This is a genomic window from Caulifigura coniformis (assembly GCF_007745175.1).
GTDB classification, from domain to species: domain Bacteria; phylum Planctomycetota; class Planctomycetia; order Planctomycetales; family Planctomycetaceae; genus Caulifigura; species Caulifigura coniformis.
Map to the genome: position 1 here is coordinate 5,818,420 of NZ_CP036271.1, position 20,319 is coordinate 5,838,738.

At 63.8% G+C, this 20,319-nt stretch carries 21 protein-coding genes; 13 read left to right on the forward strand and 8 right to left on the reverse strand.

The features are described from left to right. Positions 1 to 232 precede the first annotated feature (232 nt). The 3 genes from Pan44_RS23480 to Pan44_RS28135 all read right to left on the reverse strand — a co-directional run bounded on the left by Pan44_RS23480 (position 233) and on the right by Pan44_RS28135 (position 2,196). Positions 233 to 1,288 carry a Gfo/Idh/MocA family protein gene (locus Pan44_RS23480; RefSeq protein WP_145034195.1) on the reverse strand — a complete coding sequence of 352 codons (1,056 nt, stop codon included), beginning with the start codon at positions 1,286 to 1,288 and terminating at the stop codon, positions 233 to 235. A gap of 122 nt (positions 1,289 to 1,410) precedes the next feature. Beyond that, on the reverse strand, positions 1,411 to 1,827 hold the full coding sequence (locus Pan44_RS23485; RefSeq protein WP_145034196.1) for a PEGA domain-containing protein: 417 nt from the start codon (positions 1,825 to 1,827) through the stop codon (positions 1,411 to 1,413). A gap of 246 nt (positions 1,828 to 2,073) precedes the next feature. Continuing rightward, positions 2,074 to 2,196, reverse strand: a complete 123-nt coding sequence (locus Pan44_RS28135; RefSeq protein WP_261342591.1) for a hypothetical protein — start codon at positions 2,194 to 2,196, stop codon at positions 2,074 to 2,076. Between Pan44_RS28135 and Pan44_RS23490 the strand changes: the two genes are divergently transcribed. The 4 genes from Pan44_RS23490 (at position 2,195) to Pan44_RS23505 (ending at position 4,732) form a co-directional block, all read left to right on the forward strand. After that, entirely contained in the window at positions 2,195 to 3,088 is an 894-nt protein-coding gene (locus Pan44_RS23490; protein ID WP_145034197.1) for a hypothetical protein, read from the forward strand. The two genes, Pan44_RS28135 and Pan44_RS23490, sit on opposite strands and share 2 nt — an antisense overlap. A 172-nt stretch (positions 3,089 to 3,260) precedes the next feature. Continuing rightward, positions 3,261 to 3,626 (forward strand): hypothetical protein, encoded by a 366-nt coding sequence (locus tag Pan44_RS23495; protein WP_145034198.1) that lies wholly within the window; start codon positions 3,261 to 3,263, stop codon positions 3,624 to 3,626. A gap of 184 nt (positions 3,627 to 3,810) precedes the next feature. Further along, positions 3,811 to 4,143 (forward strand): IS630 transposase-related protein, encoded by a 333-nt coding sequence (locus Pan44_RS28410; protein ID WP_390620637.1) that lies wholly within the window; start codon positions 3,811 to 3,813, stop codon positions 4,141 to 4,143. Then, a complete protein-coding gene (locus tag Pan44_RS23505; protein WP_145027933.1) occupies positions 4,091 to 4,732 on the forward strand; it encodes an IS630 family transposase in 642 nt (213 codons plus the stop codon). Before Pan44_RS28410 ends, Pan44_RS23505 begins: the two co-directional genes overlap by 53 nt. A 7-nt stretch (positions 4,733 to 4,739) precedes the next feature. Here the strand turns inward: Pan44_RS23505 and Pan44_RS23510 are convergent, their stop codons facing one another. Both Pan44_RS23510 and Pan44_RS23515 read right to left on the reverse strand, forming a co-directional pair. Continuing rightward, complete coding sequence (locus Pan44_RS23510) at positions 4,740 to 5,576, reverse strand: hypothetical protein (RefSeq protein ID WP_145034199.1); 837 nt, start codon at positions 5,574 to 5,576, stop codon at positions 4,740 to 4,742. 138 nt (positions 5,577 to 5,714) lie between these two features. Continuing rightward, on the reverse strand, positions 5,715 to 7,931 hold the full coding sequence (locus Pan44_RS23515; RefSeq protein WP_145034200.1) for a DUF1549 and DUF1553 domain-containing protein: 2,217 nt from the start codon (positions 7,929 to 7,931) through the stop codon (positions 5,715 to 5,717). A 313-nt stretch (positions 7,932 to 8,244) separates the two neighbouring features. On the opposite strand from Pan44_RS23515, the gene Pan44_RS23520 reads away from it, so the two are divergent. Both Pan44_RS23520 and Pan44_RS23525 read left to right on the forward strand, forming a co-directional pair. Next, positions 8,245 to 9,567, forward strand: coding sequence for a WD40 repeat domain-containing protein (locus Pan44_RS23520; protein WP_145034201.1), 1,323 nt, complete (start codon positions 8,245 to 8,247; stop codon positions 9,565 to 9,567). An 85-nt stretch (positions 9,568 to 9,652) separates the two neighbouring features. Then, the gene (locus Pan44_RS23525) at positions 9,653 to 9,895 is read left to right on the forward strand and encodes a (2Fe-2S)-binding protein (RefSeq protein WP_145034202.1); all 243 of its coding nucleotides are present in this window, start codon (positions 9,653 to 9,655) and stop codon (positions 9,893 to 9,895) included. A 96-nt stretch (positions 9,896 to 9,991) separates the two neighbouring features. Here the strand turns inward: Pan44_RS23525 and Pan44_RS23530 are convergent, their stop codons facing one another. Next, a complete protein-coding gene (locus Pan44_RS23530; RefSeq protein ID WP_197453600.1) occupies positions 9,992 to 11,023 on the reverse strand; it encodes a ThuA domain-containing protein in 1,032 nt (343 codons plus the stop codon). A 361-nt stretch (positions 11,024 to 11,384) separates the two neighbouring features. Here Pan44_RS23530 and Pan44_RS23535 point away from each other — a divergent pair, with 361 nt between their 5' ends. The 5 genes from Pan44_RS23535 to Pan44_RS23555 all read left to right on the forward strand — a co-directional run bounded on the left by Pan44_RS23535 (position 11,385) and on the right by Pan44_RS23555 (position 17,008). Continuing rightward, positions 11,385 to 12,764: a M28 family peptidase gene (locus Pan44_RS23535; RefSeq protein ID WP_197453601.1), complete on the forward strand. Its 1,380-nt coding sequence runs from the start codon at positions 11,385 to 11,387 to the stop codon at positions 12,762 to 12,764. A gap of 39 nt (positions 12,765 to 12,803) precedes the next feature. After that, positions 12,804 to 13,646, forward strand: coding sequence for an ABC transporter permease (locus Pan44_RS23540; RefSeq protein WP_145034204.1), 843 nt, complete (start codon positions 12,804 to 12,806; stop codon positions 13,644 to 13,646). 86 nt (positions 13,647 to 13,732) lie between these two features. Next, positions 13,733 to 15,040, forward strand: coding sequence for an outer membrane protein assembly factor BamB family protein (locus tag Pan44_RS23545; protein ID WP_145034205.1), 1,308 nt, complete (start codon positions 13,733 to 13,735; stop codon positions 15,038 to 15,040). Positions 15,041 to 15,105: 65 nt separating this feature from the next. Continuing rightward, positions 15,106 to 15,990, forward strand: a complete 885-nt coding sequence (locus tag Pan44_RS23550; protein ID WP_145034206.1) for an NAD(P)H-hydrate dehydratase — start codon at positions 15,106 to 15,108, stop codon at positions 15,988 to 15,990. A 145-nt stretch (positions 15,991 to 16,135) separates the two neighbouring features. After that, complete coding sequence (locus Pan44_RS23555; RefSeq protein WP_145034207.1) at positions 16,136 to 17,008, forward strand: DUF1573 domain-containing protein; 873 nt, start codon at positions 16,136 to 16,138, stop codon at positions 17,006 to 17,008. 10 nt (positions 17,009 to 17,018) lie between these two features. Here Pan44_RS23555 and rfbB read toward each other — a convergent pair whose 3' ends face one another. Next, positions 17,019 to 18,035, reverse strand: coding sequence for a dTDP-glucose 4,6-dehydratase (gene rfbB, locus Pan44_RS23560; protein WP_145034208.1), 1,017 nt, complete (start codon positions 18,033 to 18,035; stop codon positions 17,019 to 17,021). Next, entirely contained in the window at positions 18,032 to 18,562 is a 531-nt protein-coding gene (locus Pan44_RS23565) for an NUDIX hydrolase (RefSeq protein WP_145034209.1), read from the reverse strand. The genes rfbB and Pan44_RS23565 overlap by 4 nt, the downstream gene beginning before the upstream one ends. Positions 18,563 to 18,695: 133 nt before the next feature. Here Pan44_RS23565 and Pan44_RS23570 point away from each other — a divergent pair, with 133 nt between their 5' ends. Beyond that, positions 18,696 to 19,178, forward strand: a complete 483-nt coding sequence (locus Pan44_RS23570) for a response regulator (protein WP_145034210.1) — start codon at positions 18,696 to 18,698, stop codon at positions 19,176 to 19,178. Positions 19,179 to 19,446: 268 nt separating this feature from the next. Further along, on the forward strand, positions 19,447 to 20,298 hold the full coding sequence (truA, locus tag Pan44_RS23575; protein ID WP_197453602.1) for a tRNA pseudouridine(38-40) synthase TruA: 852 nt from the start codon (positions 19,447 to 19,449) through the stop codon (positions 20,296 to 20,298). The last annotated feature ends 21 nt before the right edge of the window (positions 20,299 to 20,319 follow it).

Sequence of the window (20,319 nt, forward strand, 5' to 3'; positions counted from 1 at the left end):
GATTGCTCGGGCCACCTGCTTTTCCTGGTACGGCTTCGCATCGTCGCCGTCGTGTCCACTGCTTGTAACGATCCCCTCAAAGTCCGGGTGGCTGAACTGTCGATGTCAGCCTTTTCCGCCTCCTTGCGCAAGCTGGAAGTTCGCGTGCAGGAGTTCGCGAACGAGCTCGCGGATCTTTCTCGGCATCACAATGCTCGACTGAACCCGAGGGGAGCGTCGTCACGGTCTCCTGTTACCTGACATCCACCGCCTTCGAGGTCCTGATGCTCTCGGCCTCGGCGTGGCACAGCTTGAGGGCGTCGAGGGCCAGCTGGCCCGACAGAATCGGCGACTCGTCGCCCGTCTCGATGGCGTTGCAGGCCGTCTGGATTTCGTCCGCGAAGGCCGAGCACCATTCGGATCCGCCGCCGGGTTCAGGATTCGTGACCGCGCCGTCGTTGGTGATCAGCGTGAGCGGCCGATTGACGACCCATTCGTCTCCGTAGGTCCCGGCGTCGAATTCGATCGTCGCCTGCTCGAGGATGATCGAGTAGCCATGGGCGAATTTGAGTCCTGCGGCCGCGATGCCGCCGCTCGTGCAGCTCACCGTCATCTCGGGGTCGTCGAACAGGTATTGCGAGCAGACGTGGTTCACGAGGCCGTCGACCAGGATGCCGCGCGAGTAGACCTGCTTCGGCGTCCCGCACAGGAGGCCGATGAAGTGATTGTCGTGAATATGGAGGTCGATCCCCCAGCCGCCGAGCTTCCGGAAATCGGCGATGTCCTTTGACCAGTCGGGCGGGGCGATCACCCGGCGGAACGTTGCCGACTTGAGCTTGCCGTACATGCCGCTGCGAACGATGTCCGCGGCGTAGCGGAACTCGGCGTGGAACGGCAGCACGTGCGCCACCATCAGCAGCTTGCCCGCCTTCTTCGCGGCGTCGACCATCCGCTGACCGGCGGCCGTTTCGATCGCGATCGGTTTTTCAACCAGCACATGCTTTCCGGCCGCCAGCGCTTCGAGGGCGACTTTTTCGTGCTGGTCCGTCGGCAGGCAGATGTCGACGAGCTGCACGCGGGGGTTCTTCAGCAGATCTTGGTAGTCGCTGTGACAGTCGACCCCATTGAGATCGGTGAGGGAGTCGCCGCGGGGGCCGAAGTTGCCCTGGATGCTGGACCAGTCGCCCTGGAGCTTCTTCGGATCGCGAGTGGCGATCGCGACGACCTCGGCGTTTCCGGCCCGTTTGGCGCCTTCGAAATGCGTCATGCCCATGAAGCCGACGCCGATGATTCCGATCCCTACGCTCATTGCTGCCTGATCCCGTTGGTGGCGCCCGCGGGCGCCCGTGACTGAACTCGATCGGGCAATTGTGAATGCTCGAATCGTGGCAGGAAAGTCACTGCCTTCGATTCCTGCCGGCCTGAGCGCCGTTACTGTGGAATCTGGGCCTGGGACCGGAAGTTTCGGCCGCGCTCGATCAGGGAGCCCGGATTTTCTGAATCGGGGCTCGAGGGGACCAGCCGGTAGTTGAAGACGTGGCGGTCCGTGATGTGCGTCAGCGCAAAGTTGTCCGAGAAAAACTCGAACGGGAAGATCTGGTACCAGGGCGTGCGCTGCGGCTGCTCGACGGCCAGGGTCTGGTAGCCGGGTTTGGAGAGCGTGATGTTCCGGGTACCGTAGTAGGTGAAGTCCATCGAGACCGGCGTGACGCCAATTCGCTGGCCGTCTACCTCCACCAGGGCGCCCGGCGGGTCCGAGATCACCGTAAACCGACGGCTGACGCAACCCGACCCGGCCGCGATCAGGATCGCGGCGACGAGCGACAGGCGGACGGCGACGGGGGACATGAAATCGGGGTCAAGCTTGGGTGGGAAGCGTGGAATCGGCGGCTTTTACCTCAACCTCGGCTTGGGCGGGAAGATGAGGTTTGCCACCCGTGAGGCCGCGACTGGGCGTTTCGACTCCTGTTGGGGAGTGTGGGCAAGCTGCGCAATTGCTCCGGCATTTCCTAACCAGGGCTGGGCGGGCGGTTTGACGTGCGTGGAAACGCGTCGAAGCACTCAAGTTTCGGCCGCCTGGCTCACGGGTCAGGTTTAGATTTGCCTGTCGGTCGCCTGCACGGCGTCCACGAGCAGACGCCCGTGGAATGCCAGGGCCACTGATGCCGCCGTGTCGGGTCGCCGGCGGTCGACGTGATTGCCGGAGAGGTCGTTCATGGACCACCGTCATCGCTATTTCCAAGAGGTTGACGTGTCGAGAACCAAGCCATTCCTGTTTGGCCTTATCCTCGGGGCCGGACTGTCGTTTATCGCGCTGCGGTATCACGTCGTTCGCTACAGCGAAGGCTTCATGCTGGTCCCCCGGACCGACCAGCCACCGATCCGCAGCGCGTATGCGGACGTGCGTGAATGGGGGACTGCCATGTGGAAGCAATACCCCGAGCTGGCCGCGGCCCTCGTCGCCGACGGGCAGGCCAAGCTGGTGGCGGATTCGTTGACGGACGATCTCCTGGGGCGCGCCACGGGAGACAATGCCGAATCGTTCGACCTGCTTCCTGACGAGCAGGCGGCGGCTCCGAAGAGCCCGGCCCCGGAAGGGGGCAAGACGGCTCCGTCTCCGATTCGACTGACTCCGGCCGCGAGCGAGCGCCGCGTCGCGCCGGAACGTCCGGCGCGGTTGTCGCAGCCCGCGGACGTCACCGCCCCGCGCGTGTCGATGGAGACGGCGAGTTCCGTCCCGGCCGACCAGTCGGCTGTCCGGGTCCGCTCGGCTTTGGAGACACTGTTCGCCCCGTACGGCGCGGCGGGATCCGGTGCCCCGGCTGCTGCTGCGGAAAGCGCGCCGTCATCCCCCGGGGCGCGTTCCTCAGTCCCGGTTCCCGCTGCGGAGCCGACCGACCGCGTCCTGGACCTGAAAGACATCGAAATCGACCTCGGACCCGCTCGGCAGGTGATTCCTGCCAGCTCGATTCCCCACCAGGCCGCCTCGGCCGGTCTGTTCTCGCCTCGGCGGGTGTACGACGCTGCAAAAGTCGCCGCTTCTCCTACCCAACCCGCATCAGGGACAGCAGTTTCGACCGCTCCGACGTATCAATTTCCGTTGAAGTGAATCATTGACAGGTCATCTGCCGACACGTCTAATCCATGAAGATTCGATGGCGGCGTGTAGGGATGAGGCACACCGTCTGACTTATTGCGCCACGAGGGGCCGAATGATGCGAGCCGCTCTGGTGGGTAAACGCCATCGAAACCAACCCCTGCGCGATTGGAGCGAGTAGCGTATGAAGCGATTTTCGATGTTTGTTCTGGCGATCGTCGCGATCGCGGCCACGGGACTGATGGCGCCGGAACGGGCTCAGGCCCGGTTGCAGTACTTCAAGGCCTTCAAAGAGACCTACACGAAGCTCGACCAGGCCAAGGTCGATGAATCGAAGTGCGGCATCTGCCATGGCGGGGAAAAGGGAGCCAACAAGAAGAAGCTCTCGAAGTACGCCCAGGAGTTCGGCACGGCCGTCGGCGGAAAGAACGTCAAGGACGAACCCAAGATCAAGGAAGCCCTCAAGACGGCCGAGTCGAAGGACGCCGGTGAAGGCAAGACCTATGGCGACCTCCTGAAGGATGGCAAGTTCCCGGCCGCCGCAGAGTAATCCGCGACGCGTCGCTGCAGTCACCGAGACCGCCTTCATAAAGAAGGCGGTTTCTTTTTTTATCCCGACCGAAAAGCTGCCCCTTTAGAGCACTTCCACAGTTGCTTTTCAGAGGGATGATAGGGGAAAGGATTTCTCAAGTGGTTGGCTCAATCAAGGAAGAGTCATGCCCACCCCCTACTCAATGGATTTGAGGCGACGTGTCGTGGCCGAAGTCGACCGCGGCTCTCCGCCGGCCGAAGTCGCCCGGCGATTTCAGGTCACTGAACGAACCATCTGGAACTGGCTCGCGCTTCGCAAAGAGACTGGCCAGATCACTCCCCGGCAGGGAGATGTCGGCCCGGAGTGCGTTCTGGAACCGCATCGGGAGCGGATTTTCAAAAGCGTCCAGGACGACCCCGGCCTGACGCTCGCCCAAAGGCAACGCCAACTCGGTCTGCCGGGCTGCGCGACCACTCTGTGGAATGCGCTTCGGCGCTGGGGAATCACTCTCAAAAAAAGTGCTCAAAGCTGCTGAACAACAGCGGCCGGATGTGGCTCAGAAGCGCCGCTGGTGGAACATCCTGGTGCAGTCGAAAGCCTGTCGCCGTCTGGTGTTCTTCGACGAAACCGGGGCCGACACGAAGATGACGCGACGCTATGGCTGGGGACCAAAATCACGCCGGGTCGTGGACCATGTCCCTCAAGGGCATTGGAAAACGACGACGTTCGCAGCGGCGCTCAGGGCCAGCGGAGTGATTGCTCCCCTGGTGCTGGATGGCCCGATGGATGGGGAATGCTTTCTGGCTTACGTCCGTCAGTTCCTGATCCCGGCGCTGGAGCCGGGAGACTTGGTGGTCATGGACAACCTCAGCAGCCACAAGCAGAGCGCGGTGGGTGACGCGATTCGACAGGCCGGGGCTGAGGTGTACTACCTGCCGCCGTACTCACCCGATCTCAACCCGATCGAGAAGTTGTTCTCGAAGTTCAAGACGCTTTTGCGGACGAGCGCTGAACGGACGACAGAAGGACTCTGGAACCGGATCGGAGTGCTGGTGGACGAGTTCACTCCGAGCGAATGCCTGAACTACATCCGTTCCTGCGGATACACTGCACACGAATCATGAAGTTGCTCTAGTACCAGACTCGCAGGCCGGCGACTCCCGTCGGGATATCGACTCCTTCGACATTCAAGTAGTCGAATCCGGTGTAGATCTCGAAGCGTTCGATCAGGGCGCCCACGGTTGTCCGGCTGCGGAAGAAACTGGCGCCTCCCAACCCGCCGAGGTCGATCGACGACGACACGACCAGCGGCTTCGCCGGGAACCAGTCTGCTCCATAGGTGAAATTGAAGCCGGCGTCGAAGTCGCCGTGATCTTCGAGCCAGTTGAAGCCCAGGCCGGTGTAGAACAGGGCCGTTTCGCTCTGGGCAAACCGGAAGACGACATTCGCGTCTCCCAGAGTCATGTCGTCGCGGCCGCCCGGAACGCGCTCATTCAGGTTCGTCCACGACGCGTCGATCCCGAACCGATTCCGGTGTTCGAGCTGGAGTCGGCCGCTGAGAGTGAACAGGTCATCGAAGTTGCCGCCGGAGTCGATCGAGAGTCGCCCGGCCCACTCGCGACTGGAGTCGGGGGATTCGGTCAGCGTCACGTAGCCTTTCGGATTGGACTGGTAGGGAGCGCCGTCGAATGCAGCATCCCGTTCGTACTGGTCGTCGGTGAACACGATCGGCAGCGTGAACGGGCTGGTCACGACCCGAAGGGTGATCCAGGTCGCCACGTCGCCGAAGAGTCCGTCGTCTTCATCGTCGCATGAAGAGGAGGAGTTTCCTCCCTGGTCGGAGCCGCCGCCGCTCGAAGACTCGTTCACTTCGCCTCGCACTCTGCCGAGAATGCCGGCCGCATCGACGTTGGAGCGTCCGCTGATGGAGGCGGCGACGACGATCACAATCAGCCAGCGCCCTGCCATTCCAGCCCTCGGCAGCAGTTGGAGATCTTTCGTCTCACGTGCCCAATGTCGAGGGGGGAACATAGGCCGAATGCGAACATCGCGGCAAGATGAGCGCGGATCCCCGCATCCGGAGTGCGTGAGATGGTTGCGAGGCTTTTATCTGCGGAACAGGAACTCGTTTGAGTTCACCAGCGCCCAGGCGAGGTCTTCCAGCACGATGCGGCGATCGGGGACGCTGCCGAGCTTTGCGCTCGCGGCCCGAAACTCCGCGTCGGAGGGCTCGCGGCTGAGGGCCGACCAGTAGAGTTCGCGCACGATGTCGCTGTCGGAGCGTCCCTCGGCCAGCCAGCGGCCGATGCTGTTGTTCTTCGTCACGAGCATCGAGTCGAGCACGGGGCCGCTCACGAGTTGGAATGTCTGCGCCAGCGTGGGGGCTGTCACGCGTTCACATTCGCATGATTGCTGACGGGCCGGTTTGCCGAACGTCGTGAGCAACTGCTCGCCCATGGTGGAGGTCCGTCCCCGGCGGACACTGGCCCCCGTTCCGGCCAGTTCGCCGGCGGTCGTGCCGGCCGGGTAGCCGGTGAACTCCAGAGGCGAGCCAAGCACCTGGACGAGCGCATCGGCCATCGCCTCGGCGGCGATCCGCCGCGGCGGGACATGTGAATAGTTCAGTTCGTCGCGTGCGTTCGCATCATTGGTTTCGGACGCCAGCTGGTAGGTGGCGGAGTTCATGACCAGGCGGATCATCGGCTTCAGCCGGAAGCCGCTGGTGCGAAACTCCTGCGTCAGCCATTCCAGCAGTTCCGGATGCGACGCCGGATTGGTGAGCCGGAAGTCGTCGATCGGGTCGACGAGTCCGCGTCCGAGGAGGTGGAACCAGATGCGGTTCACCTGGGCCTGCGCGAAGTAGGGATTGCCGTCGGCCACGACCCAATCGGCCAGTTCATCGAGTCGGTCGGCCGTGACTGGCAGGGCGGCCTCGTGCTCATCGAGCATTCGCGGCGCGCGGGGCTCGCCCGTGCGCGGGTCTTTGACGTCGCCGGTCCTGGGAACGAAGACGACCTGCTCGCCATCGAACTCGTGCTTGTCGTTGGTGTCCCGCCGGCGGTTCTCGAGAACCTTGTAGTCGACGCGGGAAAATGCGTTCGTCCAGGCGTAGTAGTCGTTTTGGGTCCAGCGATCGAACGGGTGGCTGTGGCACTTGGCGCACTGCAACCGCACGCCGAGAAACAGCTGGGCCGTGGTTTCGGCGCGCGTGAAGGGATCTCTCAGGGCCCGGTAGTAGTTCGACGCCGGTTCGGAATAAGTGCTGCCTCGCGACGAGAGAAGCTCGCGGGCCATTTCGTTCCAGGGACGGTCGACCGTCATCTGGATCTTGAGCCAGGTGTTGAAATTGTCGACCCCCTTGCGGTCGAGTGTCCGCTCTTCGTTCCGCAGGAGGTCGGACCACTTGAGGGCCCAGGTCTGTGCGAACTGCGGCCGGTCGAGCAATTCCTCGACAAGCTTTGACCTCTTCCCGGGATCGTTCGACTGCACGAAGCGGCGTGCTTCCTCGGCCGTGGGGATCGTTCCGCACAGATCGAGCGTGGCCCGCCGGATGAAAGCGGTGTCGTCGCTGAGCGGCGCGGGTGGCAGATTCAGCGATTTCAGTTTTCCGAAGACCAGCTCGTCGATGCGGTTTCGCGGCGGCGTGCTTTGCCAGGGGGCGCTGGCAGGGCGGATGAACGCGAGGCGCACCGGGACCTGCTTGTCGAGGTAGCGGACGACGACGGTCACTTCTCCCGGCTGAGTCGGCGTGACGCGTCCGGCCTCGGTGATTTCGACGATCGGTTGTGATGGCTCATAACAGGCCCAGCGCGTCACGTCGTCCTGCGTCCCATCCGAGAGGGTGGCCATCACCTTGAGCTGCGCGTGTTTCACCGGCTCCGTGACGATCGCGTCGCGCGGTTCGACGTCGAGCGAGACGACGCGCAGGGCTTTTTCGGCATCGTCCCGCGCGCCGGCGGCGATCCAGTTGAGGAAGACCTGGTATTCCGGGGAATCGACGGCGAAACGCAGGCCGCCTTCGTGGGCGACCTGCATCGTCGGCTTGCGGAGCAGCAGGCTTTCGGCGGGAGCGAGCACATTCACGCGGCGGCTGGTGACTTCCCTCGTCAGCACCTTGTAATCGCCGGCGGGATCTTCGCCGCGGAGCGAGATTTTGAATCCCCCTTTGCCGTTGGCGTTGCCGTGGCAGGTCCCGAGGTTGCAGCCTGCCCTTGAGAGCGCAGCCATCACGTGGCGGCGGAATGACGGTTCTTGACCGGTCGATGTGGTCGACGACAGCAGGATCGCTGCGACCACCGACAGGCAGGTTCCGGCACGGAGCATAGGGCTGGCCAGGGAGGGAGGACTTCAGGCGGGACCGGAGACAGGCGAGGCATGTCTCCAGCATGGGAAGTGTAACCACGGCTGTCGGGGGAGTCACGGAAATGTCAGGCAAGGGGCCCGAGGAGGGGCAATGATTTTGGTGGGGCGGAGGCCGGAATCGGGCGTCGCTCCGGAACCTTCGCGAGACCGCCGGCTGACGCAGCCACGTCACTCGCGCTCTGGCCGTCAATTCCCGTGCGACGGCACGGGGGCCGCGTTACCATGTCTGTCGAGATTCCTCGGCCGTCCCTTCCGTGAGTCCGGTCCCGCGCGAATGTCGTTCTTCCGTCGTCGTCCGCTGTTCACTGCACTGCTGTCAGCCGTGCTGTCCTGGATCGTGGCGGGGTGGTGGTGGGGGCCTGTGCAGTCGTACTCGTTCCAGTTGGCGCCCGCGGAGTGCTGCAGCGTCCTGGGACTCGCGGAAGATGGAGCGCTGATCGGGGCCGAGCGGGCGCCGCACACGGCCAACTGGACCGTGTGGAAGCGGCAATTCCCCGACGGCGGGCGCGAGGAGATCTGGCACACGACCGGGATGCGCAAAGAGGCTCCGGATGATGTGGCGTTCCGGATTCAACCCGGCGGACGGTGGCTGTTCGTCACCAAGCTGGGGACGCATGTGGGCCAGCATGACGACTCGATCATCGATCTCCGCACCGGGAAGGTGTCCGCGGGCGACGATGACGGCATGCGGTGGGTCACACCGGACGGCGCAAGGCTGTTGACGGATGACGGTCTGGACGGAATCCGGGTGAACGATTTCGAGACGGGGCGCGAAATCGGCCGCGTGGAAGGGGGCTGGATCAACGCGATGAGTCCTGACGGCAAGTGGGTTGCCGCGGAGACGGAAGGGGTGCTTCGACTGTGGACGCTTTCAGACGAGGGGCCGAGGCCGACGGAGATGACCTGTCCCGTCGCCCCCGTTCCCGGATCGCGACTCGGCGTGCTGAATGACGGCGACCATCAGTCGACCTGCCAGTTCTCCAGCGACTCGAGTCGCTTTCTCGTGTTTGGCACCCACCGGCTGGACGTGTTCGACGTGGAGGCCGGGAAGCAGATCGCGGAGCAGCTCGATCCGTCTCCGATCGCGGTCTCCAGCGACGGAACGCGGGCCTACGAAGCGAACGGGCATGTGCTCGACACGGTCTCCGGAAAGACGATTGTCGATTCCTCGGGCTGGCGGAACGATATCACGGGCGTGCGTGCCCAGCCCGACGGATGGTTTGTGAGTCAACGGAGCCAGATGTCATGGTGGGGGCGCGGGCTTCCTGGCGCGCAGTTCCGGATCGGCCCGTACACCATCGCGATTTCGGCCGACAACTCTCTGCCGAATGTCGGTTGCGACATCATGCAGGCGGAAACCGGCCGGCGTCTGATGCTTCCGCAGTGGTTTCTGCCGTCGACGCTGACGCCCGGGGGGAGCCGCGAGGAATGGTCGCTGTACACGCATCCGGAGCGACTGGCGTTCCACAATGAGGAATCCGGGCTTGTCCGCGTGCTGGAGATGCCTCCAGTCGACACGACGATGCACCGATTGCTGATGGCGCTGGCCGTGTTTGCCGTCCCGGGCTGGTGGTGCTGGCGGAATCGCGGGCGTTAAAGGTGGGCCAGGCTGGAAAGAAGTTAGTTGACGCCTCTGAGGCAGGTGGATACGTTTGTTGAGACAGAGTCTCAGGTTCACGGCAATGACCGCTACCAAAGTCCTCGCCAACTCCACCATCTGCCGCTGTTTCGGCGTCCGCGAATCGCAGATTCGCGATGCCGTGGCCGTGTATGGCTGTGAGACGGTGAAAGAAGTTTCCGCCGCGACCGACGCTGGCCGCGGATGTACTGTCTGTCACTGCAAGATCCGGCAGATGATCGCCGACTATCAGCGCGAACGGGCCGACGCCGCGGCGACCGTCGCTGACGCGTCCGAGTCGCTCTGAACGCCGGGTTGCTGAAGTGAAAGACCGCCAGTTGACACCGGCGGTCTCGTCGTGGCTGACTGGTCGTCACCGGTCGCGTGTTCCAGCCCGGCTGTTTCAGCGGCCTTGTTTCAGCGACGCCGGCTTGATTCCCGGATCGAATCCATTGTTCCGGAACTTCAGTCCCTTGTAGTCGCCCACGAAATCGACCTTCGATTTCGCCGGGATCGTCTCCTCAAGACCGAGGGCCCAGAAGCAGGCGTTCACGCTCATGCGGCGGAGTCCTTCGTTCTCGAAGTCTTCGCCGCCGGCGATCGTGCTCGTGAAGATCCGGGCCTTCTTTCCTTCCGCCGCGTCAAAGGTCTTCACCCAGGCGATCGGCATCAGCGGATCGTTCTGCGGGCCGGAAACGGCGGGATCGCCAGGCTGCATGCCGGTCAGCACTTCCCCGAGCAGCAGCGGCTGACTGTCGCCGGGAAGGGGGAGATTGACCCGGTAGACGTCGGTCGGTCCCCAGACATCGCCGCTCTTGATTCCCTTCAGGATCGGGTGACTCTCTGCGCCCGGAGCGATGACGCCCCGCGTGCTCTCCTTGCCGTGTTTGCCGTGGTGAGCGACCCACGTTTCTCCAAGGATCTGCCTGCCGAATCCTCCCTGCCAGCCGTCCAGTTTCGAGTTCCACGAGTACTTCGCGTAAGTCGAGCTGGCCGGAAGCTGGAAGGCGTGGGTGGCGGTGCGGAAGGCGACAATCGGCTTTCCCGACTGGAAATAGCGGTCGAAGTGGGCCATCTGGTCGTCCGGCAGGTTCCGGAAGCGGGTGAACAGGACGAGGAGGTCGGCCTGGTCGAGGTGGTTGAGCCCTGGAATGTTCGTGGTGACGTTCGGGTTGATTGCGCCATCCTTGGGATCGATCGCGAAGAGCACCGTGCAGTGGAAGCCGTGGTGGGTCGCGAGGATGCGCGCGAGGGCAGGAAACACCTGTTCGGAGCGGTATTCCTCGTCGCCGCTCACGAGCACCACGCGTTTGCCGTTGGCGTTCGCGCCGGGCTCGTAGGCGACCCATTGGTCGTCGGCCGCCGCAGCGCGGGCAAAGAGAGCGAGACCGCAGACAACAACCATTCGCATCGTGGAGCGCATCAGGCCGAGCATGGAGAGTTCCCGAAATGTGTGTTGCAGCACCCGGGCCGAATGGATCAACCCGCAGCACAATCGAGCGATGTCCGCCGGTGGGCGTTGGCGGAACGTTGTTATATCAGAGTGAAGAGGGTGGGATGAGGCTGGACAACGCCCGGTCCATGGCCAAGACTTCACTGTCTTTCGTATCTTACGGAAACTATGGCAGTCGCTCGATGGCTCGTCGGTCGGCTGGCGGGTGGTGAGGCTTGGGAAGGTAGGTTGGCGTCGCGTGCATGATTACGGATGGTGGGAACGCGGACGGTGCTTCACTGCCTTGTGTGCCCTGCTGGTGGCGAGTGCGTCGGCGACAGCTGCTGAGAACCTGAGTGCCGCGGTGGCTTCGGTCACGCGGACCGACCTGTCACGACACATCTATTTCCTTGCCAGCGATGCCCTCGAAGGGCGCGAAGCCGGATCCCGTGGCGGCCATGCCGCCGTCGCTTACATCAGCGATCGTCTCAAGGCCTTCGGCGCTCAGCCGCTGGGCGAGGACGACTCGTTCGTCCAGGAATTCGGGGCGGGCTACCGGAATGTTCTCGCGATCATCCCGGGGAGCGATCCGGTTCTGAAAAACGAGTGCATCCTCATTGGAGGACATCTCGACCACGTTGGGTATGGCTCGCGGCTCAACAGCAATGGTCCGATCGGCCGCATTCACAACGGCGCGGACGACAATGCGAGTGGCGTGTCGGGCATCCTTGAGATCGTCGAGGGACTGTCGCGTCTTTCGACTCCGCTGCCGCGGTCGATCGTCGTGGCGTTCTGGGATGGCGAAGAGAAGGGGCTGCTGGGGTCGGAGCATTGGGCGAACAATCCGACGATCCCGCTGGACCGCATCAAGGTGGCGTTCAATCTCGACATGATCGGCCGGCTGACGAATGACACCGTAACGATCTACGGTTCGCGAACGGCGGTTGGCTTGCGTCGCGCCCTGGTTCGCAGCAACGAAGCGACGGCCATCACGTTCCAGTACGACTTCAAGAACCGCGACGACAGCGATCACTACACGTTCTTCCGGAAGCGGATTCCGTACCTGATGATCTACACGGGAGAGCACCCGGACTACCACCGCCCGAGCGACGATGCGGACCGCATCAACTTCGAAGGGCTGGAACGCATTACGCGGATGACGCTCCACACGCTCGTCGACCTGGCCGAAGCGCCGAAGTGCGGCGGCTTTCATGAGCGCTGCCGTGAAGAGACCACTCTTGCCCGGATCAAGTTTGGCGCGGCGCCTCCGCGTCTGGGGCTGACGTGGTCGGGTAAGCCCCAGCCCGATGGAACGTTTGTCGTCATTGGAGTGGACGACAACACGCCTGCACACCGGGCGGGAATTCGCACCGGCGACTGCATTACGGAAGTCGGCGGCGTGCCTGCCTCGGCGGTTGGCGAACTGCGCGACATCGTCCGCCTTTCTCCGGGCGACCTGGAGCTTTCGATCCGGAAGGCGGGGACGGATGTCGTGGAGTCGCTCAAAATCCAGCTGGATGGGGTTCCGCTGCCGTCGGGGCTGATCCTGGGACGGGATGAAACCGATCCGGGGACCCTCGTCGTGAACGCCGTGGCTCTCCACTCGGAAGCGGACAACGCGGGATTCCGCGACGGCGACCGGATCCTGGTCGACCATTTCCCCGGAGCCGCCCCTGACCGGGCGACTTCGTGGATCGTCGAGCGTTCGGGACGCATGCTCACGCTTCCGGAGAAACAGGACTAAGATCAGCCGGAAGTTTTTCCGTCCTGATCGAGACGACTGATGTCGACTGCGTCCCCCACGTCTTCCCGGAGCGCCCGCACCGCGCTGCTTGCGGCGGGCTCGCTGGCCTGGCGAGAGCTGCGACGCTTCTTCCGCCAGCGGAGTCGGGTCATCGGCGCCCTGGTGCAGCCGATCCTGTTCTGGATCCTGTTCGGCGCTGGCCTGGGTGGCTCGTTCCGCATGCCCGGAGGCCCGGCCTCGGCCGGCTATGCAAACTACTTCCTCCCCGGCGTGGCAGTGATGATCCTGCTGTTCACGGCCATTTTCTCGACGATCTCGATCATTGAAGACCGGCGGGAAGGCTTTCTGCAGGCGGTTCTCGTCTCGCCGATTCCACGCTTCTCGCTTGTGCTGGGGAAGGTGCTGGGGGGATCGATCCTGGCAGTGATCCAGGCGCTGGTGTTTGTGGGAATCGCCCCCGTGCTGGCGAGCCTCGGCGCGGTTTCCCCGGTTTCGCTCGATCTTCCCTGGATGACGTGGGCGGCGGCCGTGGCCTGGATGGCCGTGCTGGCGTTTCTCCTGACGTCGCTCGGGTACCTGATCGCGTGGCCGATGGAATCGACGCAGGGGTTCCACGCGGTCATGAGCGTGTTCCTGATGCCGATGTGGCTGCTTTCGGGGGCGTTCTTCCCGGTTCCGGAGCAGGGTTGGCTGGCGTGGATCATGCGGGCCAATCCGTTGACGTACGGCCTGGCCGGGCTGCGGCGGCTGATGTCAACCGGGGATCCCGTCGCCCTCGGCCCACTTCCGGCATGGTCGACGTGCGTGGCCGTCACGGTTTCGATCGCCGCGGCGATCTTTCTGGCCGATGTTGTGCTGACCCGTCACAAGCACGTGGCCTGAGGACGCTGCTTGTTGCCGAACCCGTGTGAGTCGCGGTAAAAACAGGTCTCTCCAGTTTGTTCCCCTCGCCCTGCCACGGTCTCCGTATGCCCCGCGCGATTCTCTTTCTGCTGGTGTGCTTCTCACTCGTGGCCGCAGACGCTGTGGCTGACAACTGGCCGGCGTGGCGCGGTCCGACGAACAACGGAATCGCCGTCGGGAAGAACATTCCGACGGAGTGGATGAACCAGAAGGAAAACATCGCGTGGCGGCTGGAGCTTCCCGGGCCGAGCGGCGCGACGCCGGCCATCTGGGAGGATCGGATTTACCTGTCGAGCGCGGAAGGGGACGACCTCGTCCTGATGTGCGTGTCGACGGCTGGAAAAGAACTGTGGAAGAAGGTTGTCACGACGGGGAACAAGCTGGCCCGCGCCGGCGAAGGGAATTCCGCCTCGCCGTCGCCGTCGACGGATGGCAAGCACGTCTGGTGCTTCTTCGGCAACGGGATCCTCTGCTGCTACGACCGCGACGGAAACGAGGTCTGGAAGCTCGACGTCCAGGACCGCTACGGCAAGATCGACATCCAGTTCGGCATGACGATGACGCCGGTTCTCTTCGGCGATCACCTGTACCTGCAACTCATTCACGGCACGTGGGGCGGGCCCTACACCGTCGGAAAGGTGATCAAGCTGAATAAGAAGGACGGCAGCGAAGTGTGGGCCGTCGAGCGTGAAACCGGAGCGGACGACGAGTGCAAGCACTCGTACGCGTCGCCCATCCTGTATGACGATGGCACGACGAAGTTCCTGGTCACTCACGGTGCCAATCACACGATCGGCTATAACCTCGAAGACGGAAGCGAACGCTGGCGAATCTCCGGCCTGAACGGGCCGTCGGAGTTCAACAAGAACAAGTACGACAACACGTTCCGGCTCGTCGCGTCTCCGGGAGTGGCGCCGGGGACGATCATCATTCCGACCTGCAAGAAGGGGCCGGTCTTTGCCTTCAAGGTGAACGACGCTCTCTCGGGGCTGATCGAAGGCCCGAACGGTGCCTACCGGTGGACGTTCCGGAGCACGCCGGATGTTCCCTGCCCGCTGATCAAGGATGGTCTCGTCTATCTCTTCATGTCTGATGGCAAGTTTGCCTGCGTCGACCTCGAGACGGGCGAGGAGGTCTACTTTGAGCGGAACCATAACTCGCAGTCGCGATCGAGCCCGCTGTACGTCGATGGCCACATCTACCTGGCCGCGAAGGACGGTACGGTGATGGTCATCAAGGCGGGCCGGAAGTACGAAGTCGTCGCGGAGAACTCGATGAACGGAGAAGGGATCACTGCGTCGCCGATTGTCGCCAACGATGTCCTGTACATTCGGAGCGCGGCGGCGCTGTATGCGATCAAGTCGCCGAAGTAGCTGCTGCTGCGGAGGCCGTCGCTCCGCCTCGTCGCGAATGCACATTCCGTCACAACGGCGCTGAAATGCCGACGTTTCTTGATGACCTTCCTCCCACGCCCGCGCGTCCCCCGGATTCACACAAGGGAACGTTCGGGCGGGTGCTGATCGTCGCGGGGAGCCGCGGAATGAGCGGGGCGGCGTGCCTGTCGGGCCTGGGGGCGCTCCGTGGTGGAGCCGGTCTCGTTGATGTGGCGACACCCGCGAGCCTCCAGCCGCTGATTGCGTCGTTTGAACCGTCGTGGCTGACGTTCCCGCTTCCCGAAGACGCCCATGGTCGCCTGGACGGGTCGGCGTTTTCGCTGATCGCCGACCGGTGGGAGTCGGTGTCCGCCGTGGCGATGGGGCCCGGCTGGAGCGTCACGGACAACACGCGCTCGCTGGCGCGGCTGATGATCGAGCAGTGTCCGCGGCCGATGGTGATCGATGCCGATGGGCTGACGGCCCTCGTCGATCAGGCGGACGCCTGGAGAAAGTCGCCCGCGGCGCGGGTCGTGACCCCGCATCCGGGAGAATTCGGGCGGATGCGTGGCGTCGACGCGAAGGTGATCCAGGCGGACCGCGTGGAGCATGCCACGGAGTTCGCCCGGGAGCACGGGGTGATCGTCGTGCTCAAGGGGCACGGGACAGTGGTCACGGACGGGGAACGGATTGTCATCAACTCCACCGGCAATCCCGGAATGGCGACGGGGGGCACCGGGGATGTCCTCACCGGGCTGACCGGAGCCCTGCTGGCCCAGAAAATGGCCCCCTTCGATGCCGCGCGCCTGGCCGTTTACCTGCATGGGCTGGCGGGGGACCTGGCGGCGAAGGAACTTTCGCAGCCGGGCCTGATTGCGAGCGATCTCCCCAGTTTCCTGGGGCCGGCGTGGCTCAAACTGCAGGAATTGCGAGGGCGGGCGGGGGGGTAGGGCGGCCGTCCCTGCAGGGGGCGGCGTCCCTTGCCGATCGATTGCGGCCGAACAGGTGCAGCGGCGACCCGCGTTGCCCGTTTTTCGCGTTTCGGGCTATAAACCGGCCCCTGACGAACGGATTCGTCCCGGATAAGGAACTGCGATGGATCGCTCACGCTGGATTTTGTTGTCGCTGGTGCTGTCTCCCTGCCTGGCGAGCTTCGTCGCATGGACGAGCCCGGCGGCTCCGGGCGCCATCAGCGGCGGGCATCCGAAGTCGGCTTTGTCGTTCTCGCAGTACGCCGTGAACTGGAAGGAGACGCGGGCGGTGCCGTCGGTGCGGGCTCACTTCAACTTTCGGAACACGTCCGACCGTCCGGTGAAGATTCTCAGCGCGAAGCCAAGCTGCGGCTGCGTTTCGGCGAACATCGTCGGCTTCAGGTCGAACGCCGAGACAGCGGAACGCTACAAGCTGACATACGCGCCGGGGGAAGCGGGACGGATCGAACTGGCCCTGCCGACCGCGAACGAGGAAGCAGGCCGCCACGAATACACCATCGCCGTTGCCTACAACGACGGTGAAGACCGCAAAGCCGAGTTGAAATTCAATGTGGAGTTGCCGGCGAAATCGGTCCGCCTCGAGCCTTCGGAACTCTACTTCTACCAGTACGGCGAACCGCTGTCGCGCACGCTGAAGGTCATCGACGACCGGAACAAGGTGCTGGACGTGACCGATGTCCGGATCGAGTACCACCGTCCCCGGGGCCAGACGCCCGAGGTGGTGTCGACCGACCTGGCCGAGGCGACGATCGAACCTTCGGAGATCACGCCGCAGGGGCGTCGGGCGACCCCCATCCGCATCGACGTCGCGGGGGATATCGACCCGGTGGAAAAGATCGCCCATGTGGTGATCACCACGAGCGATCCCGACTTCAAGGTGCTGAAAGTTCCGATGCTGATCCAGCCGCGCCCGAAGAAAGAGACGCCGGTTCAGCAGTCCTCAGTCCCCTTCGCGCCGGGGCCGGTCACCCGCTGACGGCGGCACGTCACAGCCGGCCGCCGTACTGCTGCTCGTAGTACTTCGCATATTCGCCCGAGCGAATGTGCTCGACCCATTCGCCGTGGCCGAGGTACCAGTCGATTGTGCTTTTCAGGCCGTCGGCGAAGGAGATCCGCGGCGACCATCCCAGTTCGCGTTCGGCTTTCGAACAGTCGATCGCGTAGCGGAGGTCGTGCCCGGGCCGGTCGGTGACATGGCGGATCAGCGACTCCGGTTTGCCGAGCAGCCGCAGCAGGGTCCGCGTCAGTTCGATGTTCGTCAGTTCGCAGCGGCCGCCGAAGTTGTAGACCTCCCCGGCGCGTCCTTTGAGCAGGGCCGCTTCCACGCCGCGGCAGTGGTCCTCGACGTGGATCCAGTCGCGCACGTTCAGTCCCTGCCCATAGACCGGGAGCGACTGTCCCGCGAGCGCGTTGGAAATGAACAGCGGGATGATCTTCTCGGGAAACTGGTAGGGGCCGTAATTGTTCGAGCAGCGGGTGATGACGGCGGGAAAGCCGAAGGTGTGGTGATAGGCGCGGACCAGCAGGTCTCCGGCCGTTTTCGACGCCGAGTAGGGGCTATTGGGGGCCAGGGGCGTGTCTTCGGTGAACAGGCCGTCCGGTCCCAGTGAACCGTAGACCTCATCAGTCGAGACCTGCACGAACCGTCCGATTTTCAGTTCGCGGCAGACATCCATCAGCACCTGCGTTCCGACGACGTTTGTGCGGACGAACGGTCCGGAGTCGAGGATGCTGCGGTCGACGTGGCTCTCGGCGGCGAAATTCACGACCGCATCAACAGGCCCGCGGGAGAGGGCTTCTTCGAGGAACGCCCGGTCGGCAATGTCTCCCCGCGCGAAGGCGTAACGGGAATTGTTTTCAATGTCGGCCAGGTTCTCGGGGTTCCCGGCGTAGGTGAGCTTGTCGAGGTTGAGGATGCTCAGGCCCGGATGTCCGGCCAGCATCAGCCGGATGAAATTCGACCCGATGAAGCCGCATCCGCCTGTCACGCACAGAACTTTCACCGGGATTCCTCCGTCGACGAGCGTTGGGAATGCTCGACATACCAGTCGAGCAGCACGCGGAGCGGGGAGGAAAAGTCGGCGGGATCGTCGATCATCCGCTGTTTCGCCTCCGCCAGCGACATTGTCTCCATCCGCAGAATTTCGGCCGGATCGGGCTGCGGTTCGCTGTCGCTGACCAGCCGGTAGAGCACGGTGTGTTCGTAGGCCGTCTCGACCGTGGCCGGGAACTTGTGCAGGAACTCGAGGCTCCCCGAGAGCTCGATCTCCTCCTGCATCTCGCGGTGGGCCGCCTGTTCGTAGTCTTCGCCGGCCCCGAGGTGCCCTGAGCAGGAGGAGGTGAGCTTGAGCGGGGCTTCGTCCTTGGTGGCGGAACGGCGCTGGAGCAGGAGTTCGCCCCGGCTGTTGAAGACGAACACATGCACGGCCCGGTGCAGCAGCCGCTCGGCATGCACGCGGGAGCGAGGCGCCGTGGCGATCACCCGGTCGTTCTCATCGCAGACGTCGAAGACTTCTTCGGAAACGGCCATAGGGGCGAACTTAGTCGGTCGTGCCGGGACCGTCTATCGCCACTTGGTCCCCCTTTCGCGTTCTGTTACAGTCGCGCTTCAATTTCCAGCCGGTCGGAGTTCTGTCTCCGCCGAAATTCAATCTGCGTGGACAATGCCCCGTCCCAAGCTGCAAGCATCGATTTCCGAATCCGGTCGCCTGACCGGCCGGATCCTCATCGCCGACGACAACCTGCAGAATCGTGAGCTGCTCGAGGCGTATCTCGCCGACGAGGGGCACGAGATCCTGATGGCGGCCGACGGTCGTCAGACGGTCGACGTCGCCACGGAATCGCAGCCGGACCTGATCCTGCTGGACATCATGATGCCCAAGCTGAGCGGGTATGAGGTCTGCGAGAAGCTGAAGGTGGACGAGCGGACGAAGAACATCCCGATCCTGATGGTGACGGCGCTGCGCGACATGGCGGATATCGAGAAAGCCGTGGCCGCCGGGGCGGACGATTTTCTCTCCAAGCCGGTCCACAGGATCGAGCTGAAGACTCGCGTGAAGTCGCTCCTGCGCGTCCGCCATCTCACGAGCGAACGCGATCGGCTGCTCGCGTACCTGTCCGAGGTCGAGAAGTCGGAAACGAACTGACTTTGTGGCTTCCGTGCGCCAGGCTTCGTCCCAGGTCCGCCATGCGGAGGGCCCGGGACGAGGGCCGCGATTCCGGCAGGCAGTGATTCCGGCAGGCAGTGCAGGGGGACGATGATTGCGCTGATCGCAATCACGACCAATCGCTCAATACGGGTCAATGCGCGCGGCGACTCAGAGTCACGGCATCAGGTCGATTCCAAGCCGCTTGCGGATCGGCTGCGTGGATAGCGGCCCGGGATCGCCATAGGCCCCGTCCCCGGATTTCTCGATGCTCATAGGCCATCGCAACGCACTTGCCGACGTCCACGCATCTGTTCATCTTCCCCGCATGGCCCGCAACATCCGTCTCACACTCGCCTACGACGGCACCCGCTACGCCGGTTGGCAGGTCCAGCGGGATCGCGTCTCCGTTCAGTCGACCGTCGAAGCCTCCATCGAAGCCCTGACCGGGGAACGGGTCAGTCTGTTGTCGGCCGGCCGGACCGACGCGGGCGTGCACGCGCTCGGGCAGGTGGTCAACTTCTTCACCGAATCGACGATCCCTCCCGACAAATGGCAGCCGGCCCTTCAGACCCGACTTCCTCACGACATTGTCGTCCGCGATTCGCAGGAAGTCCCGGCCGATTTTCACGCCACCTACGGGGCGAAGCTCAAACGCTATCGCTACGTGATCCACGAATCGCGGATCGAGAATCCGTTCATCCGGCCGTTCGCGTGGCGGCAGAATGGGCCGCTGGATGTGGACGCCATGCAGAACGCGGCCGATCTGCTTGTTGGAACGCACGATTTCCGCAGCTTCGAGTCGCATTGGCCCAACACCGATACGAGCGTTCGGACCATGTTCGAGGCGCGGCTGACGCGCGCGTCCGGCTGGAACGTGTGGGGGGCCGCGCCGGTGAGCGCCGACCCCGGCGCTGATGCGGATTACATCGTGTTCGAGATCGTCGGCGACGGTTTTCTCTACAACATGGTGCGTTCCATTGTCGGCACGCTGGTTTGCGTCGGCCGCAGGGCGTGGACGCTCGCCCAGTTCCAGCACGCGTTTCAGGCACTCGATCGCAACGTCGCCGGCGAAACGGCCCCGGCGCAGGGACTGTTCCTGGTTTCTGTGACCTATTGAGGTTGTCGCAGGCGCTGCCGG

Bases quoted from the DNA above. Each gene is read 5' to 3' on its own strand.
- Pan44_RS23480 (WP_145034195.1), bottom strand. From the start codon at position 1,288: ATGAGCGTAGGGATCGGAATCATCGGCGTCGGCTTCATGGGCATGACG.
- Pan44_RS23485 (WP_145034196.1), bottom strand. From the start codon at position 1,827: ATGTCCCCCGTCGCCGTCCGCCTGTCGCTCGTCGCCGCGATCCTGATC.
- Pan44_RS23490 (WP_145034197.1), top strand. From the start codon at position 2,195: ATGGACCACCGTCATCGCTATTTCCAAGAGGTTGACGTGTCGAGAACC.
- Pan44_RS28135 (WP_261342591.1), bottom strand. From the start codon at position 2,196: ATGAACGACCTCTCCGGCAATCACGTCGACCGCCGGCGACCCGACACG.
- Pan44_RS23495 (WP_145034198.1), top strand. From the start codon at position 3,261: ATGAAGCGATTTTCGATGTTTGTTCTGGCGATCGTCGCGATCGCGGCC.
- Pan44_RS28410 (WP_390620637.1), top strand. From the start codon at position 3,811: ATGGATTTGAGGCGACGTGTCGTGGCCGAAGTCGACCGCGGCTCTCCG.
- Pan44_RS23505 (WP_145027933.1), top strand. From the start codon at position 4,091: ATGCGCTTCGGCGCTGGGGAATCACTCTCAAAAAAAGTGCTCAAAGCT.
- Pan44_RS23510 (WP_145034199.1), bottom strand. From the start codon at position 5,576: ATGGCAGGGCGCTGGCTGATTGTGATCGTCGTCGCCGCCTCCATCAGC.
- Pan44_RS23515 (WP_145034200.1), bottom strand. From the start codon at position 7,931: ATGCTCCGTGCCGGAACCTGCCTGTCGGTGGTCGCAGCGATCCTGCTG.
- Pan44_RS23520 (WP_145034201.1), top strand. From the start codon at position 8,245: ATGTCGTTCTTCCGTCGTCGTCCGCTGTTCACTGCACTGCTGTCAGCC.
- Pan44_RS23525 (WP_145034202.1), top strand. From the start codon at position 9,653: ATGACCGCTACCAAAGTCCTCGCCAACTCCACCATCTGCCGCTGTTTC.
- Pan44_RS23530 (WP_197453600.1), bottom strand. From the start codon at position 11,023: ATGCTCGGCCTGATGCGCTCCACGATGCGAATGGTTGTTGTCTGCGGT.
- Pan44_RS23540 (WP_145034204.1), top strand. From the start codon at position 12,804: ATGTCGACTGCGTCCCCCACGTCTTCCCGGAGCGCCCGCACCGCGCTG.
- Pan44_RS23545 (WP_145034205.1), top strand. From the start codon at position 13,733: ATGCCCCGCGCGATTCTCTTTCTGCTGGTGTGCTTCTCACTCGTGGCC.
- Pan44_RS23550 (WP_145034206.1), top strand. From the start codon at position 15,106: ATGCCGACGTTTCTTGATGACCTTCCTCCCACGCCCGCGCGTCCCCCG.
- Pan44_RS23555 (WP_145034207.1), top strand. From the start codon at position 16,136: ATGGATCGCTCACGCTGGATTTTGTTGTCGCTGGTGCTGTCTCCCTGC.
- Pan44_RS23565 (WP_145034209.1), bottom strand. From the start codon at position 18,562: ATGGCCGTTTCCGAAGAAGTCTTCGACGTCTGCGATGAGAACGACCGG.
- Pan44_RS23570 (WP_145034210.1), top strand. From the start codon at position 18,696: ATGCCCCGTCCCAAGCTGCAAGCATCGATTTCCGAATCCGGTCGCCTG.
- truA (WP_197453602.1), top strand. From the start codon at position 19,447: ATGCTCATAGGCCATCGCAACGCACTTGCCGACGTCCACGCATCTGTT.